Origin of the sequence: Corynebacterium crudilactis (assembly GCF_001643015.1) — a bacterium.
Taxonomy (GTDB): domain Bacteria; phylum Actinomycetota; class Actinomycetes; order Mycobacteriales; family Mycobacteriaceae; genus Corynebacterium; species Corynebacterium crudilactis.
Genome location: NZ_CP015623.1, coordinates 82283 through 99571, shown reverse-complemented (window position 1 = coordinate 99571; position 17289 = coordinate 82283). Strand labels below are relative to the sequence as shown.

Here is a 17289-nt window from a genome sequence, read left to right as displayed (position 1 = left end):
AAACAGCGGTGCCGAGAGACACCACTGGGGCCGACCATAATCAATGGTCGGCCCCAGGTGAACAGGAAATTCTAAGCTATTCCGCCATTTCCGTTAGATACTCATATTCCCCGTACTCGTAGGTGTTCGCGTTGAGGGTTTGGCGGATTTCACCCACCTCCGTGGCCACAACACCAGTACGCAACATGTCTCGGGTGGAGGTATCAATTGTCCACTCGGAGCCGTCCGCAGAAGGATTCACCGACTGAGATGCGTTACGGATCTGAGCGTTAGTTTCTGCAGCGTCCGCCAGCTCTCTAAACACACGATCAACCTGGATGACACTCACACGAGCGTCAACGTCACGCATGACAGCCATACCGGTTTCCAACTGGCCACCCTCATTAGGTTTCAGCAAGGTTTGTGCCGCCTGGTTGAGCACACCACCGGTGTTTTGTTCCGCGAATTTGGGTCGCAAAATACGCATGGCGTCGCGGGCCTCCGACATACCGTTTTGACGGAACACGAAAATCACCGGGAACTGGTTTGTTGAAGCATCATCACTGTCGGTGGCGTTTTCGCTAATTTTGTTCAAGTCTTTCGCTTGCTGACTGATAAACACGCAGGAAAAGTAGCGTGAACGGCCTTGACGGAGAAAAACATCCAACATGGTTCGCCCAGCTTTAAACGCCGTAATGAAATACCCTTCATCAATGAACAAAATGCGGGGACGACGGCCACGACGTTGCTGCCACGTGGAGTATTCATCAGCCGTCTTCGTAAACAGTCGAGACAACTCACCAATGACCAACAGCATTGCAGCTGCAGCGTCCTTCGTGGAATCCTCCCATTCGTCCACGCTGGTGCCCTCCGCTGGCATTCTCAAACCAAACAGTGTGATCACAATTCGACGCTGGTTTCCGATGGAAAAAGGCTTCGTTGTGTGGCTTTGGGCAAACATAAGTCGGCCATATTGGCGGGCAGCTGCACGATCAAGTGCGTCTGAAACACGGCGAAGATCCTGTACACGGTCACGCGCAATCATGGAGTCACCTGCGGAAACATCTTCTTTTTGGGAGATGGTTTCGTAGTGTTCAATTTCTTGCGCCAAGTGTGAGCCAAGCTCCGCCAGGGATGGAGGTGCGGTGTTAAGGCCTTTTTCGTGTACTTCACGCATTTTCTGGAAAGCCACATCAACTAGTTTCATCTGGTCAGCGTTCAAAATTAGTTCCACGACGTTGCGGGCGTGTGCCTCACCCTCGGAATAGCTATCGGATAGTCCCCACGGGTCAAGCATTCCTGGTGCACCATCACCTAGGGAGATGACAGATGTTTCATCCCAGAAACGTGGGTTACACGGCTGGAACTGGCTGTTGGGCGTTCCAAGCGTTCCTGCGCGTGCTTCATCAGCAAAACCATCCTCGTTGACCTGGTTTCCGAAGGACAGGTAGTACACGAACGCTTCAAAGTCGTTTTTGGGGTCGAGGACGATGGTTTGGGCACCGGCCTCTGATGCCCAGAAGAACAACGCCAGCGACAGGGAGCTTTTACCACCACCAGAGGAACCCAAAATGGCGATTCCCGCACCTGAGTTGCGGGCCATTTGCACCATGGGGTCAAAGTGCACGAGGGAGCCGTTGGACAGCGTGTAGCCAATGGGGCCGCCACGCCACCCCAATGTGCTGCCATTTGTTTTGTATTCTGTTTCATCCCCCACAGATGGGGAAGAATCTAGGCGTGCAAACGACAGCGCATCAATGTCTGTCCACCGTTCATCACCTCGCAAACCACCTGTCAAACCAGAAATAAGGGAGTTGCCTAGTCCTAGGAAGCCATTTTTTGGTGGTGTCATATCGCCAGGCAGTTGCTCTTCAAGAAGGAAACCTTGGCAGTCTGAGCGTCGTTCAACTTTTACTTCCTCACCAAATAGGAGCTGCAGTTGGCCCATAATGTCGGTGAGTTCTTCTTCGGTTGGCGCGGAAAAAGTTAGACGAAGCTGGCTGACAATCACCGGCTTTGGGTTGTCGATCTGCGAGTCGTGCGCCTGCCTTGCCAAAGCGACTTTCGTGTCAAAGCGTTCATTTTCCGTGGCACCTGCCTTGTTCCGTTCGGTGCTTTCCGTGTTGAGGCGGTTGAATGCTTTTTTAATGCGCCGTGACCATTCTTTAGACGACACAATTTTTGACCGCCAGGACACGTCCACGGGGCGCTGTAGGGTACGCAGAAGCTTTCCCCAGGCATGGGAGTACTGATAGTCCACACCAATAGCGTTGAAATCGACAGTCACAGTTGTTGTGTAGGAAAATTTACCCAAGCCGTTGTCTGGGTGTGGGTTATCAATCCGTACACAGTCACCCAGGGTGTGGAAGTGGGAGCGGGCGATTTCGTCAAAATAGCCACCACGCCACGGGCGGGTGCGCTCCACCATCGTCCTGTTTTCTGCAGGGAAGTGACCGTGGAACACTTTGCGGATGATCCATGCCAAATCGACGCGCTCCATTGGTGCGGCACCATAGCTACTCAACAGGGTGTGGACGCTGGATGCTTTATCCCTAAAAGGTTGCAGGTCGCGGGTGTTGAAGACTTCTTCGCTGACCGCTGCGGATGTTCCCAAAATGAGCGACAGTGGATCTAATTGCACGGGCGCTTTGAAGTCGCCAAGCCTGATAAGGAGGTATTGGCGACGTTCTGGGGTGGATTCCGAAAGGAAGGGGCTTACTTTGTCTTGGATAAGGGTGGTGAACAGTTCGCTCGGGTTCCAGCAATTATTGAGATACTGGTTTTCCCAGCGTGAAATATCAACAGGAACGTGGCGAGTGATGTCATGGCAGGTAACTTCTTCCTCACCGAAGTGGTTGGAGAAGTGCGCGGACAAGGCGGAACGTAGCTCATTGCTGCGGAATACCTGTTGTTCCAACTCAAGTTCGGAGGCGAAGTCGTCACTGGTTGTGCCCAAAATAACGCCTGTCCACACGCCTTGACCTTTAATAAAGAAGAAGGGGCCGTCCTCTGCGTAGCGGTAATCAATTCGCCGTGCATCGACTTTGGTGCGGGGTTGTTTCTTCTTTTTTTTCAGCCAGGAAAGCTTTCCCTGTTCCTTGTCTGTATCTACATCTACGCTGGTCATGCCATATTCCTTTCGTCTTCTACGCTGATAAATCGTTTCCAGCCCATTAGTTCACCGGCGTCTGTCGGGTCGATGATGCTGCGGTTTTCCTCACTGATTGGTGCGGGGTCGTAGCTGGTGTACCTGCGTGGGCTGCCGATACGAATATTCGCCCACTCGGGACGCCACAAAATGACTTGCCAGGTCATTTCTGTGGGCTGATTTCCTGCATCCATGCCTGAGATGTAGCGCTTGGGTTGTGCGGTGCGTGCCACGAATCGAAGCAGTAGCTCTTTTGGGGTATTTTTTACGGTTTCTCGTGTGAAAAGTGAATACAAAACAACCGCGATGGCAGGTAAAGCAATGAAAAGGAAAGGTAACGGAATTCCTAGTAGAAGAAATACAGCACCAACAATCACAGTGGCAGGTATCGCAAGACCCAGTGCGGTGAACAACGCTGGAATATCTAGACCACCCAACTTCGCAAGTGAGGTGCCTTCGATATTCCACATGCGCTCCCTGTGGTTAACCAGTGATGTGTAATCGAGGTACTGCATTAAAACTCCTAACAGAATTACTTTCTTAACTAGTAAGAGAGTTTGCCCAGTCCACTGCCCACGTAATCAACGCAGTGCCACCAGCAAGAACCATGACAAGAATCAAAATTCCCAAGATGATGCCAGCTGTTCTGGTGATACCGTTTTTGTACGTGAAAAATCCGTAAATACATGCAATGACAAAGAAAAACATCGCAATGGAAACCGCAATTGTTCGAACATCTGCGGTCAAGGTGTTGGCAACATCAACAATGGGGGTCACACCGCCTGATCCGCCTGATCCGCCAGGGCTGACGTTGACTTCCTGGGCGAGAATGAATTCCTTAAAACTCATGAAAAACTCCTAGATTGAAGAGGTTGGGAAGAAATACTCATGCAGTATGCACGAGGGGTGTTCACAAACTGCGCACAATGTTTTTAACCTGCAGTTCCAGCGCCCTCCGCATTGGAAACATCCCCAAACCCACCTGAAACCGTGGCACCCACAGACTGTTGTGCAGCACCAGAACCATTCGAGGAACCATCAGCAACAACAGCGCCCGATTGAATCCCAGAAACCACCCATTTACCGGCTTCCCTGGTCATTTTCACGCGATAACCCACCGGCTGTTGATACCCACCAGCCTCGTCTTTCACTGTCCACGTCAAATTAACCATCGCAGTAACAGAATCACCATCGACGTAGTTGTAGGTCGCGGTACTGCCAGAAATCTCCGTGGGAGCAATACTCGGGTACACAGTGACGCTGTTGACCGCTGGTTGCTGAACCGTGCCATCCAAACCAACACGCACATCACCAGTGGCAGAAGTCGCCACCAACGCATCAAGCTCCTGGGTGTTGCTGTCTGCCCACGCTTTGAAGAACGTTTCCAGCGTTGGGGTCAGCTGCGATGCCAGCGTGCGGTCTTGGTAGAGTCCGCTCGACATTTCTGGGGAACCTGCCAGCGCGGTCGCGGCTGTCATTCCCACAGAACCGACGATGGAGTAGGCGCTGCGTCCCTCACCGTTGTCTCCTGCCCACACAGGGACGGTGGCTGTGAAGTGGCGTCCATCGCTCATGGTCACGAAAAATCCTAGGTAGGCGACTTTTCCGCTGGTGTACTCGTGTCGCTCCTCCACATCGCCGTTAAACACCACAGAAGTCGGAGCGGTAACCGCACCACCTTGTTCCCAGCCACAGTTTTCTGCCACACCACTGGCTGCCATACCGGCCATCATTTCTTCACGAGTCTCAATATCTTCACGATATTGGGGGTGGGTGAGACACAACGTGAGATAGTGCTGGGCAAACGATGCACCCGCATCCACAGGGAACTGGTTGAGGTTATAAGCCTGCGCTTCGGTGGCGGTGATCTGCCCAGCTGCAGGAACCGCCGACCGGCCAATAAACGTGCCGCCAACAAAACCGGTGAGAAGAACCGCACCCAACGCCACAGTGGCAATACCGAGCGCACGGACACCGCGTTTGCTGCGCCCCTCCGCTGGTGGTCGCCCCACGGCTACAGTGTCGAAGTTGCCGATCGGGATGCCCTCTTTGGTGTAGACAATGAAGTCATCTTCTTTGCCGGCTAGGTGATCGCTGTTGCCGAGTTTGCTGCCCAGTTTCTTTAACATGGTGGGCTTTTCCGGCAGTTCAAAGCCGTCCGCATCGGTGTAGATGGGGGTTTTGCTGCCTTCTTTAGCTAACAGCGGTTGTGCGCCGTCGTGGGAGCCGTCTAGGGCGACGTAGATGCCTTTATCGGCGTCGTGTTCCTGCAGGTTGAGGAATTGGCGTCGATCATCGACCACGATGAACACGTCATCCACGCCAGGAGCTACCTTGTCGGTGGGGTCATCGACGGGCATGGGTGCGTGTGGGAACGCTGGTGCGGGTTCTGCGGGGATGGATGGCTGAATGAGGATACTGTTTTTCTTGGCGGCTGCAGCGCGGGTTTCCTCGAAAAACGTATCGAAAATGGGTTTCAGCTGGTTTATTGATTTTTCATGGAGTGGGCGGAAAGCCTTGATCCTGGTGGGGATTTTGATAGGTTTATCGACCCCAGGTGGGGTGTAGGGGCGAAATCCTTGCGGCAGAACAAGGTCTTCCTCGCAGAAAAGGCCATCAATTGTTGGTGTGCTCATGTGTTGTCCTCAACATCGTTGTCAAACGTATGTGGGACACCGTAAACGGTGGGTGTGCACGAAACCCGCCGACGTGGTGGAAAAACCACGATTCGGCGGGTCTGGGCGGGGGTTGTTTTAGATGGCTACGAGGTGATCACCATAGATCGTTATCCTTGCCATCATCAAAGGTTTCAATGGTGGAACCGCCATACGGATCACTGTAGGGATCGTCGTGTGAGTCAAGGTGGGCTGGGATGTCCTCATCGGTGGGATGGAACTCTGCGGCACTGTCCACCGGCATCGGATCATGCGGTGTGGACGGCTCCTGCGGGGCCGGGATTGGGGTGAGTGACGACGGCTTCGGGGTGATCACACCTTGCTCAATATCGACGCTTTCTTCGTCATCATCCAGCACCTGGTGAAGAACCGCATCCTCCTCCAAATCTTTCAACAATGCTTTAAAAGAATCGTCTCGATCCTCACGGTATTGGGCAACCATGTCAGCATCATCAAACGGATTCCAGTCCTGTGGCTTCTCATAGACTGGGGCGATTTGCAACGCCTCAAACCAGTTGTTGGGGCCTTCCTTGCCGGTGGTGTGCACCGCCGACAGTTTAGGCACCTTCGACACCCACAACAGCTGCCCCAAAGACCGATCCAAACCCAACGCCTCACCCACAGGGATACGGTTAAGCTCCTGGGGCTGCGACCGTAGATCGTTGACCGCTGTGGCGCTTCTAAACAGGCCTGTGCGGTTGTTTTCCACCGAATTCGACTCCGTGGGAAGCTTCTTTTCCACCATGCCGGAAAACGCTGCCACCTTCTCCGAATCATGCGACTCTGAGAGCTGAAAAGTAATCAAATGATCCAGCTGCGCGGTGAGCTGGCGAAGCCACACACCACTGCCATCAACTGCCTCAATATCTGACAGTGACTGGGTAGACAGGATAGGCCTAATGCCCACATCGGCAGACTTGTTAAACAGCCCCAGCATGGCTTCTGCAGCTGCCGTGGACTTCACCGAACCAATTTCCTCCAACTGCACCACCAACGGATTCCAGGGCGTTCCATCAGGGCCACCGGGGCGCTGTTCACCCTCATTGTCGTAGCGTTCGGCAATGATGTTTCGCTTGTCTCGAAGGGTGGCCACCGCGTTTTGCAGATCCAACAACACCATCGTGCCAATCATCGACGCCATCTCCGGATATTCCTGCGCCGGGAGGGAGAAAACAATGATTTCGTTGCGCAAAATCGCGCGCACCAAATCAATCCGCAACGACGGGATGGAACCAGGTGAGAGGAACGAACCTGCAGCCGAGTCGTTGACGTAGGACGCTACCGTGGAACGCACATCCTCCAATGCGCCAGACAGTGTGGAACTGGAACGACCCAACTCAATTTTGAATGCCTCGATACGGCTGTGAATGGCACCCACTTTTGACTCTGCGGCTGCCTGAGACAGATACGGGTGGGCACCACGCACCTGCTCCACTGTGACAGACAGACCCATTTTGACCAGAGTGTCCGGGTCGAGGAGTCGAGCCAACACGGCAAGACCACTCACAGGTGCACCAGTCTCCGTTTTCTGCTTATCAAAACCGGTGAGCGCTGCAATGTCGTAGGCCAGTTTCACTGCCTCCGATGCTTTACGTTCGTAGACTGCAGCGTCACCGTCTCGGGGAACAGAATTCAACAGCATCGCTGCTTTTGATGCGCCGTTGCCGTGCTGGAACGGATCGTAGTGCGCTGGCCGATTCGGGGCATAAGGATGCGGAGCTTTATACCCACCACCAGTTGGTGGCATCAACTTGAAGTGAAGAAACGGAACACCCATTTCGTGGGCGAGTTCAGCCTTGGCGCGTGCCACATCATCAGCACCCTTGTAACAGATGGTGATGTGCCCACCCTGCATTTCGTGAACTTGCTGCGCTGCAATCGAATTAGCCAAACGAGTTTTACCGGAACGGGAGGTGCCCACCACCGCAACAGCTTTTTTCACATCATCGACAACAGTGCTGGCAACATCACCATAGGTGCCGATTCCTAGAGCAATACCCCCAGGGTTTTTCTGTGACCAGTCCCCTGAGCGCACGGCAATCTCATTACGTTTAATGCGGCGTCGATCCAACCACCCAACGGGGCGTCGATTCGAATATTTCGCACCCTCGTTTTCACCCAAAATTTGGAGTGCATAGGAACGCCACCACCACCACAACGACATACCAAACAGCGCGGTCGGTGCTGCCACAAGACAATGCTGCAACCACAACAATGCGGTGGATGTGTCAGACGACATCGCTGCAATGGTGGGTAAAACTGGAACATCAAGTGAGTCCGGAATCCGACTACCCCACAACGCTGCAGGCGCGGAGAGGAACCAACTTCCCAACCGGGAAAAATTCAGACCTGATGCAGCCAACGCAATGATGGTGCCAACACCAGTAGCCAACCACCAGCGGGACAGTCTAATTTTTCGACGCTCACCCACAATCACTAACGTCACAAAGATGGGGAGGACAAGGGGTTCCAACGCCATGGCTGCCACCCCGGCAACAGTGAGGGGGAGGACGATTCCACCAGATTTTTTCTCTGACTTTTTACTGTCGGTGTCATCAGCTTTTGACGAGCCGAAAAGTCCCATTGTGCGCACACACCTTTCCATAAACAATCATTGCTGCACCGATTGTCGCAGGGAGGTGTGCACAAACTTTTTCACACACAAACAGGTGGGGTGGGTTTAGCTGGTTCGCCCACCCATTTGCTGCACCCTCGCCAACGTTCCCGGCGCGCGGAGCCATTGGGTGAAGTCGGTGGGGTTGGTGTCGTTGGCGGTTTCTTGTTGCCAGATTTTTCGCCATTTTCTCCATTCGCGGATGGTGGATCTGAAATTGGCGGGGAGGACTGCTTGGTGGAGTGCGTATTCTAGGCCGGGGTCGTGGGAAACGTCGAGTGGTGCGGTGGAGAGTGGGTAGGCTTTTCGGTCGAGGTTCCAGGTGGAGGGATGTGAGAAGAAAAGGTGTGTGTCGATTTGGCTGTTCCATAGGGGTCGCACCATGCCGATGTCTTCTTTTCCGCTGAAAGGATTGATGCCGTCGGGGTAGCCGCGAAGCATGGCCATAACTGGGTCGGTGGCGATCCAACGCACACCTGCGAGTTGGCGGAGGATGGGGCCGGTTTCTTTGAGTGTTTTTTTCACACCATGGGGGACGGGGTTGTGGCCGACGCAGGCTTCACGATAGGCGGCAAGAATTGCTCTGAAACGGGCGGGGCGTTTGGGTGTGATTTCGATTTCGATGGCGCGAAGTTCCCCGTGGGCGGTGACCTCAAAAAGATCAGGGATTCTGTATTGGGATTCCGCACCTGGGGTGGGAACAATGAGGTAGCGATCCACGGTGCCGTGCTCGGTGCTTTGGTGTGTGGGGACAACACCACGGGAGCCGTCCACGCTTCGGCGCACACCTTTGCTGGCGAGGAACACGTCGCGGTCTTCGATCTTCTCTGGTGTCATGCCCATCTCATACAAGCGGGCTTCACGTTCAGTAATGATTTCGACGTTTTGGGCAACCAGTTTGAGGGCTTCCTCGGTGACCAACAGCCGGTGCAACATGGTCGATTCGGAGGGCGGTTCCATCGCAAGAAGTGGCGAGTCTTCATCAAGCACAGCGCGACGCCCCGCAACGGTGGGATAGACGACAACGCCAGCCCATGCGAGGGTGTCGATTTTCTTCACCAAACCAGCTTGTTCCATCATGGAAATTCGCTTGCGAACAGTCTCTGGTTTCAGGGTGGGATAGATGTATCGGTGAGCCTGTGAAACAGTGATGACACCCAGGCGTGTGGACATCTCAAGAAACAGATCGTCGGCGGGTGTGCGCACCCACCCGTCACCCACTTTTTTGCCCGCTTCTGAGCCTTGATTTCTCTGCCTGCGCAACCGTTCGCCCACGCTCTTCGACGGTATCAACGGGGTCTGTGCTCGCACCTGCTCTGACAGGCTCACAATCCTAGCCAACTCAGCCACCTTTCAACATTGCTGTAACAGTCACACAGCATAACCAAAAGCTGTTCACCAACCCCCTGTACGCACACCAAAAAACCACCAGTCAAACAGGCGCGTGAGGTATGCCACGGGGTCTACAACGAAGTATGCTACACGCTATGCCGGGCATAGGTAGAGCCAACCACCCCCCTTGAAACCGTATAACACCAGGTCACAGCACATGTCATACACACTTCAAAATACATACGACAGAGCCGACCACCCTCCCCCTGGGCTATTCCTTCGTCGCGCTGTTCCTTGCTTCGCTGCGGTGCTTCTTGGCTTAGCGTGTGGGGTCGGGTCTGGGGTTTCGTCTCCCTGTGGTGGTGCTGACCCTCATGTCTCAGTGAAAAGGTGGTTTCGGCGCTCGCTTGAATCCTCCTTTCCTCTGGGTGACATTCGTGTCCGGGCGCACCGCCGTGGGTGAGTCGAAACCGCCAGTGTGGTGGGCGTGATCGTGCGGCGCTCTTTCCCCTTGCTTCGCTGCGTGAAAAGGAGCAGGCCTTGATCACTTTTTCCCACCACAGGGGGCGGTGCGGTGGTTGCTGCTTGGGGGGTGGCTTCGGCAGTCTGCTTTGTAGTCTGCTTTGTAGTCTGCTTTTGAAGTTTTCTTCCCCCGCTGTGTGGCTTGCTTGGTGCCCTCGAACTGGGTTCTGTGGTGGCACTTGTGTAGGCCCCAACACGTGCACACCAGTGGTGCGCTTTGCCGGTCTTTTCGTTGGCGTGTGTGGTGGCGTCCCCACCCCCTGCCAACCAGTTGCCCTGGAAAAGGGAACCCCGGCGCGCACTGTGGTTTGCCCCGTGGTTTATACATCCTTGTGTCGCGTCACCAGACCCGCCGTTGGCGTGTGTGGCCGCGCCCCCACTGGCACTTTTAGATGCCCTAAAAAGACTTGCCCAATCGCCCCCAAGAGAAGCCTGGTGACACACACATCCGCAACTCGCTCCACCAGTCGCATCGTAGGCGTGTGTGGCCGCGCCCCCACTGGCACTTTTAGATGCCCTCAACCAACCAACGCGAAGACCCCACCCACCGAACTCCCGTGACACACACATCCCAGTGTCGCGTCACTAGTCGCATCGTTGGCGTGTGTGGCCGCGCCGGGAGGGGTGCCCCTTTTTTTGGTGGTTTACTTCCCGAAGCTTCCCCATGGGGGAAACCCCGGCAAACCACCAGTCGGTGACCCCACCACACCACCAAAAACAACCACCTCGCCGGGGGAAGAAAACCACCGAAGAAACCCCCAGAGCAAACCCCCTGCCCACGCACTATCAGATACCCCCAACCGACTTAGCTTCACTCCCACACACGCAAGCCCCGTGACACACACATCCGCAACTCGCTCCACCAGTCGCATCATAGGCGTGTGTGGCCGCGCGCCGGGAGGGCACCATCAGATGCCCTGAAAAGAAAAGCCCGGCGCGCACTATGGTTCGCCCCCGTGACACACACATCCTCTAGTCCGCGTTCGCAGTCCTGCCGTAGGCGTGTGTGGCCGCGCGCAGTCAACTACACACCCACCATCAACCACACGAACAAACACACCCTCAGCCAACACCCACAACAGCTCACTACGGCAGTCCGCCACGGCCCTCGCAGCGCCACGACGCGCACCAGCGTTTACCGCCCCTTGGGGGCGGGGGAAGATGACGAGAGGTTTTCTTTTCTCTTTTTTCTTTTTCTTTTTTGTCTTTTTTGGGGTGTGTTTTTCCGCCTGTGGCGGTGGTGTTTTTCTTTTTCTTTTGGGGGAGGGGGGGTCGCTCCCCGCCGCTAGGCTCCCCTCAGTCGCCGGGGGGCTGTCACTGCGCGTGACGGCGGGGCTGTTCCCCCAGCTCAGGGGTAGTGTATCCTAACACCGATAGGATACATTGTGGATAACTTTTGATCGGAGACCCCAACCGCCATGGCTCAACAAACACTCACCCCCCGCGAACGCGCCACCCTCAAAGCAGTGCACAGCCTCAACCACGCCCGCCAGCAGGAAGCCTCCGCCAACACCGCCGAAGAATATGCAGCCCTCGAAGTTTCTGCAGCGATTGCCATGGCACGTGAAGCAGAAATCCCCTGGGCAATCATCTGCCAGCGCATTGGTGGTGTTCAACGCAACGCAGCCTACAAACGTTTCAAAAAACATTCCGGCCACGTCCCCACCACAGACTCCGACACCGCCTTGGCTTACCTAAGCAACATGTGGGCCAATGAGCAGCGCGCCCAACGCGAAGCGCAGCACGCCCGCGCAGCCGTCCCCTCCGGTATTGCTTTGTGCAGACAGTTGCATGTCCCCTGGCCGACAATCCTGCCCCAACTGGGTGAAACCACCCGCCAATCCGCCATCAACAGGCTGGCCACCTGGCTAACCCACACACCCCACCTCCACGACCCTGACCGCATTCCCTGGGTCACCCACCCGCATTGGCCTAATGCCCCCAAGCTGGGTGCGTTCACCACCCATGCGATAGCCATGCCAGGTGGCGGAACACTCCCGTGGATCACCACAAGCCAACTCCTGCAGCTATCGGAAACGACACAAGCCTGGATCGCCCACCCCGATGTTCTAATCGCCGTCGCAGACTACATCACCGACATAGCTGACAGCACCCGAATCACCGCTATCCTCGACGCAGGCGACCCACTTGATCCCGACATGATTCACACCCGTGTTGCCGACACTGTTCGCATGGGTGGACACACAGTGATTACCGCGCTGGAAAACGTTGCCACCACCCACCCCGGCACTAGTGTCAGCGCCGTGGCCGCCATCATCGAAGAACTGACCTAACCCACCACTTTGGCCATCCCCCACACCGGGTAGTTTCCTAGTCGAATATAAAGGTCTTTGCGTACGGACTGTCCGTAGCACGCAACGAGGTGGGTTCCACACTCTTTCCGGGGACGCAAAGTGCGGACTGTCCACAACCCCCACACCACACACCATGTAGCTCCCCATCCAACTCCGGGCAATCGTGAACACCACCTTGCGAAACTGTTTCCACCAACAAACAGTCCCCCCACCCGCCAGGAGTTCCCCACGTGAACAACACCCACACACTCACCCGCGCCGGGATCATCGCCACCGCGCTCATGAGTGTCACCGCCTGCACCGCACCCACCTTTGACACCACCCTCAACCCCACTGTCGCCGTCGTCCGCGCCCTGCCTGATGACACCACCCTCAACACCGTCACCAACTACTCGCTGGGCGACATTGAGCACCAGCTCACCCCAGAAGTTCTCCGCGCCGTCAACACCCTCGCCTACACCTACCCAGAGGTCGAAGCATTCGGCATTATCCAACCCACCACCAACGGCATTGAGGTCACCGTGTGCGACGATTCCCGCTGGGGCATCGACCTGGCCGAACAGGTCTCCCTTTTCCTCCAACACAACGCCGACGAACTTGGTGTTACCCACCTCGACTTCTACGGCTCCCACTGGGCACCCCACATGGCCACCGGCACCTGGAACCCACCGTTTAGCCCCGCCAACCACACACCCCAAGGAAAACCCCTCAACATCACCGCCAACATCACCGCCACCATCAAGGCCACCGATGACTAACCCGCTACCCACCCAAGCACTGCACCGCCTCGCATCCAGTGCCAAAACGTGGCGTTGCCACTACGAACTGATCGGTAACACCGTTGCCATCACACACCCCAACGGCGCTGGCATTACCATCACCACCCAACCCGCCACCCACAGTGGTGGCCACGACTATGTTGTCCGCCCCCACGGCACGCTCGCCACCGCACACCCCAACGCCACACCACAGATCTTCCCCACCGTGGGTGAACTCATTGGCACCGTAGAAGCATTTATATGCGGTAGACGCCCACCAACGCGCTAAACACGCCACAGACACTCACACACAGGGCGTTACAGGCCGTTACAGGCCTACAAACTGCTTGCAGAACACCCAACCCAGAGCCACGCCCCCGCACACATACGACGCCACACCAACGCGCCGGGGACGCAAAGTGCGGACTGTCCGAAGTCCTTTTATTGCAGCAGTTGCATATTTTGCTTACATTTTCTGTTGTCATTTATTTTTGGCGTAAAATCTACCCCAATCCCCCACCCCCAAAAAGGCCTTTTATGTGGGCAAACATTGAAGAAATGGGCAGCCCACTCCCATGGTTTGTAGCAGATTTATGACATAAACTTAGTCCTAACTTTCATCCATGTAATTCGCAGAATGAAAATCAACGGAAAGGGACAATATGCCACACACGACCATCAACGCATACGCAGGAAATATGATTAACCAAACCCAGGAAGTCATTGGTTTGTCCTTTCAGATCGCAGGCGTAATTCTTCTATTCGCAGTTGGGGCAAGTCTTCTTTTTGCCGGAATATGGAGCGCAGCAAGAGCCAAAATCACCCAAGGAGACCCCACAAACCCACACCCCTCTCGACCAGCCATATGGTTCGTTCTGGCCGCATTCTCTCTCGGCGCAGCGGGATACCTCATGTTCCATTGGTGGGCTTAAAGATTAACCCGCTGGAACAATGCTTCCAGCGGGTCTTTACGTCCCGACTGTCCGTACATCCCACCGCCATCAACCAGCACGTTTAAGGAGACACGTCATGGACATTCATGCCATCGCAGACAAAGTTTTCTTCCAAAGACGGTTTTGCAGTTGTCTCCGAAGATGACGCAGCCGAAAAACTGAGCGCCATCACCCAACAGTTCTAAGACAAGCTTCGGGCAGTGGACGTTAACCCCCTCATAAATTGAGAAACGTCCACAGCAACCGAAGCTTTTCTAGATTGGAACTTGAAGCCATGTCGCAGCCAACCGCCACCGCACCCACCTCCCTCACCCAAGATGTTTTAGATGTTGCCCGCGCATCACATGTCGCTGTAGGTACCTCTGATAGGTGGGGTGAAAACTGTGTGGCCTGGGTGGAGTCTAAGGGCGCACCCTGCCGTAAAGCACGCCACGAAGGTTACCTCTGCAAACGACACAACACTGTTGCAGCCAACAGGCAGGAAAAAGCACACGCGCAGCGTAAAGCACGTATTGAGCAGCGTAGGAAGAAGCAGGAGGACGCGCTCGCCCTCCACGGTGATCAGTGGCGTGAGCGTCTTGACAAGGTGAATGAGGAAATTGAGCGCCGAACGGGTGCTGTGGCTGGTGATACGGCTGCAACGCGGGGTCATGTTCACCCGTCGATCCGTAAAAAGATGGTCGCCAAGTTTTCTGACAGCAATGTTTCTCGTGTTGGGGAGCTGTTCAAGATGAAGAAAGAGTTGGAAGCAAAGCTAGGTATCTAGCGCTTTGGGTAAGACGAAACGGCGCACTTTCGATGTTTTCGAGGGTGCGTCGTTTTTGTTGGTTGTGGGGTCTTTATGTGCGGACTGTCCGCAGTTGTAGGGGTGTTTCTGCCTTGTCTACATGCTCCGACCCACCCCAGTGGGTTTTGTGTGGCCACGCTTTGGAAAACGCCGGGCATTAGTGCACACCCGCCTCCTACACTCAGATCCACCCAAACCCAATCTAGGAGAACACGCACAATGCCCCAGACCGACAACACCGCAACCCCGCCTGGCCATGTAGCTGGCAAACACGACCCTTCCACCCCTGTCGTGTATTCCCTTGACGCTGTACGCGCCCATGACGCTAAAGGCCGCGCGGAAGCTTTGGGAGGAAACCTCGAAGACCTCTATGTCACGCTGATCAACAACGCCGACACTTGGGGCTACAACCTGGGCGTTTTTGACTCGTTTGCTGGGTTGGAGGATTCACCGACTGCAGCGGATCTGCCTTCGCTTACCCCGGAGACGATCATCAGCGTGGCGTCGATTACCTGGGATATTTCCCCCAAACACATCTTGTTGACGGAGGTGACCTAGGTGAAGAAGTTCGACCTTGAATACACCTTGGCGCAGCGTGAAGCACCGTTCCGCCAGCGTCCCGTCTGGTGAGGTTGAAGGCTAGGCGTTGGCGGCTACGGTGTCGGACTGAGCGATTGGGGGCTAAAGCCTTCACTTGAAAGCGGCGCAACTTCGATATTCGAGGTTGTGTCGTTTTTTGTTGGTTGTGGGGTCTTTATGTGCGGACTGTCCGGGTGTTGGCGGCGTTCCCACCACACACCAACTGTGTGATTCATACCACCGCGCTTGTGGTTGCGTTCGATACTTGAAGCGCGTAAATTGTTTTGTAGCGAAGGAAACAACGCACCCCCACACAGTCAGGAGAACATCATCCCCGCCTCCACCAACGCCAAGGTCATCACACAATTCGCCACCGCAATGACCACCCACTTCCCCACCCACACCCTCAACAAAATCGAGGCAACCACCACCCCAATCAACGACTACCTCCGAACAGTCATCAACGTCGTCATCGACGACGCCCACTATGAAACCATCGCCACCACCATCGCCAACACCACCCGCTGGGGAGGTGCCTACCAACACGCAGCACCCGAAATCTCCGACCTACTAAACATTGACATCGACACCGTTTAACCCCAACAGACAGGAACCCACCATGACCACCGCAATCACCAACCTCAAGCCATCCCCAACCAAGCTGGCCGTCGAATACATCATCGACCACGAAATCATGGACGCCTCACGGGAAATCACTGTTGAAGACGGTCGCATGACCTCCCACCTCTCCTACCGAGACAGCAACAGTGACCAGCCCCACCTCACCATCAGCCGTTGTGGCATTGTCAACGACCGCGTAACCGGTGAGCCGCACCTCCACTTTGATTGGGCAACCGAGCACGACTTTGAATCTGTGCGCGAAGCTGTTAACCAGTAACACCCCCCACCCGCCAGGGGGCGCGGGTAAACGCCCCCTCACATAGACGCCCACCAGATAAGGATTAAGCCATGACCAGCACCAGTGATTCCCGTGTAGCAGCCGTTAAAGACGCCATCACAGACTTCCTTGATAGCTGGGGATGGGCGTTAACCAACGACAGTTTGGATGATGTTGCATTGCAGCTCACCGACTCCCACGAACACGATTACGACAGCCCAAACGAGATTTCCGCACCAGAGTTTGCGAACGCAGCTGTGAAGCTGTGGCATTTAGGGCCGCTTCGTCCCACGTTCACGCTGTCCACTGTGGAGCACGTGGAGACGTTCACCCACGCCGAACACGGCATTGACGCCACTGTGACCTACAAGTGGAAGGGATCACATGTAGACCATCATTGGCCTTTCCTGACCTACTACAACAACGGTGAGTGGTCTATTCAGGTTCGTCCATCCAACTACGCAGTGAATGGTCGAATTCGCAACTGTCTCGTGGATCGAGGTGACCTGGTTACAGAAAACGGTGACTTCCATATCGCTATTAGCGTTAACCAGCCTGCGGGTGAGCATGATCCTTCTACGGTTGACGTGCGGACATTGCTTATCGGGGATGCCATGGGTGAGGTGGTTATTTCCTACCAGGAGCAGGCTGCAGCAGCGTAGTTCAAGTGGTGTTCAACCAAGTTGTGGTTGGGCACCTTTTTCGGTCTTTACGACCGGACTGTCCAGA

14 protein-coding genes are annotated in these 17289 nt (G+C 55.2%); 8 read left to right on the top strand and 6 right to left on the bottom strand.

From position 1 onward, the window contains the following. Nucleotides 1–76: 76 nt before the first annotated feature. The 6 genes from ccrud_RS14450 to ccrud_RS14425 all read right to left on the bottom strand — a co-directional run bounded on the left by ccrud_RS14450 (nucleotide 77) and on the right by ccrud_RS14425 (nucleotide 9757). Entirely contained in the window at nucleotides 77–3106 is a 3030-nt protein-coding gene (locus ccrud_RS14450; protein WP_066570432.1) for an ATP-binding protein, read from the bottom strand. Further along, nucleotides 3103–3642, bottom strand: a complete 540-nt coding sequence (locus tag ccrud_RS14445; RefSeq protein WP_066570429.1) for a hypothetical protein — start codon at nucleotides 3640–3642, stop codon at nucleotides 3103–3105. Before ccrud_RS14445 ends, ccrud_RS14450 begins: the two co-directional genes overlap by 4 nt. Before the next feature lie 25 nt (nucleotides 3643–3667). Further along, entirely contained in the window at nucleotides 3668–3976 is a 309-nt protein-coding gene (locus ccrud_RS14440; RefSeq protein ID WP_066570426.1) for a hypothetical protein, read from the bottom strand. An 83-nt stretch (nucleotides 3977–4059) separates the two neighbouring features. Continuing rightward, nucleotides 4060–5763: a conjugal transfer protein gene (locus ccrud_RS14435; protein WP_066570419.1), complete on the bottom strand. Its 1704-nt coding sequence runs from the start codon at nucleotides 5761–5763 to the stop codon at nucleotides 4060–4062. Nucleotides 5764–5899: 136 nt separating this feature from the next. Then, entirely contained in the window at nucleotides 5900–8386 is a 2487-nt protein-coding gene (locus tag ccrud_RS14430) for a type IV secretory system conjugative DNA transfer family protein (protein WP_066570416.1), read from the bottom strand. 96 nt (nucleotides 8387–8482) lie between these two features. Then, nucleotides 8483–9757, bottom strand: a complete 1275-nt coding sequence (locus ccrud_RS14425; protein WP_157776050.1) for a hypothetical protein — start codon at nucleotides 9755–9757, stop codon at nucleotides 8483–8485. Between the two features lie 1931 nt (nucleotides 9758–11688). On the opposite strand from ccrud_RS14425, the gene ccrud_RS14420 reads away from it, so the two are divergent. The 8 genes from ccrud_RS14420 (at nucleotide 11689) to ccrud_RS14380 (ending at nucleotide 17222) form a co-directional block, all read left to right on the top strand. Continuing rightward, a complete protein-coding gene (locus ccrud_RS14420; RefSeq protein ID WP_066570411.1) occupies nucleotides 11689–12564 on the top strand; it encodes a hypothetical protein in 876 nt (291 codons plus the stop codon). Between the two features lie 251 nt (nucleotides 12565–12815). Further along, nucleotides 12816–13343, top strand: a complete 528-nt coding sequence (locus tag ccrud_RS14415; RefSeq protein ID WP_066570408.1) for a hypothetical protein — start codon at nucleotides 12816–12818, stop codon at nucleotides 13341–13343. Beyond that, nucleotides 13336–13632 carry a hypothetical protein gene (locus ccrud_RS14410; RefSeq protein WP_066570399.1) on the top strand — a complete coding sequence of 99 codons (297 nt, stop codon included), beginning with the start codon at nucleotides 13336–13338 and terminating at the stop codon, nucleotides 13630–13632. Before ccrud_RS14415 ends, ccrud_RS14410 begins: the two co-directional genes overlap by 8 nt. 938 nt (nucleotides 13633–14570) lie before the next feature. Further along, a complete protein-coding gene (locus ccrud_RS14400; protein ID WP_066570388.1) occupies nucleotides 14571–15062 on the top strand; it encodes a hypothetical protein in 492 nt (163 codons plus the stop codon). A 240-nt stretch (nucleotides 15063–15302) separates the two neighbouring features. Then, a complete protein-coding gene (locus ccrud_RS14395; protein WP_066570383.1) occupies nucleotides 15303–15641 on the top strand; it encodes a hypothetical protein in 339 nt (112 codons plus the stop codon). Nucleotides 15642–15914: 273 nt separating this feature from the next. Beyond that, nucleotides 15915–16259, top strand: a complete 345-nt coding sequence (locus ccrud_RS14390; RefSeq protein ID WP_157776049.1) for a hypothetical protein — start codon at nucleotides 15915–15917, stop codon at nucleotides 16257–16259. A gap of 22 nt (nucleotides 16260–16281) precedes the next feature. Then, nucleotides 16282–16560: a hypothetical protein gene (locus tag ccrud_RS14385; protein ID WP_066570366.1), complete on the top strand. Its 279-nt coding sequence runs from the start codon at nucleotides 16282–16284 to the stop codon at nucleotides 16558–16560. 71 nt (nucleotides 16561–16631) lie between these two features. After that, the gene (locus ccrud_RS14380) at nucleotides 16632–17222 is read left to right on the top strand and encodes a hypothetical protein (RefSeq protein ID WP_066570364.1); all 591 of its coding nucleotides are present in this window, start codon (nucleotides 16632–16634) and stop codon (nucleotides 17220–17222) included. The last annotated feature ends 67 nt before the right edge of the window (nucleotides 17223–17289 follow it).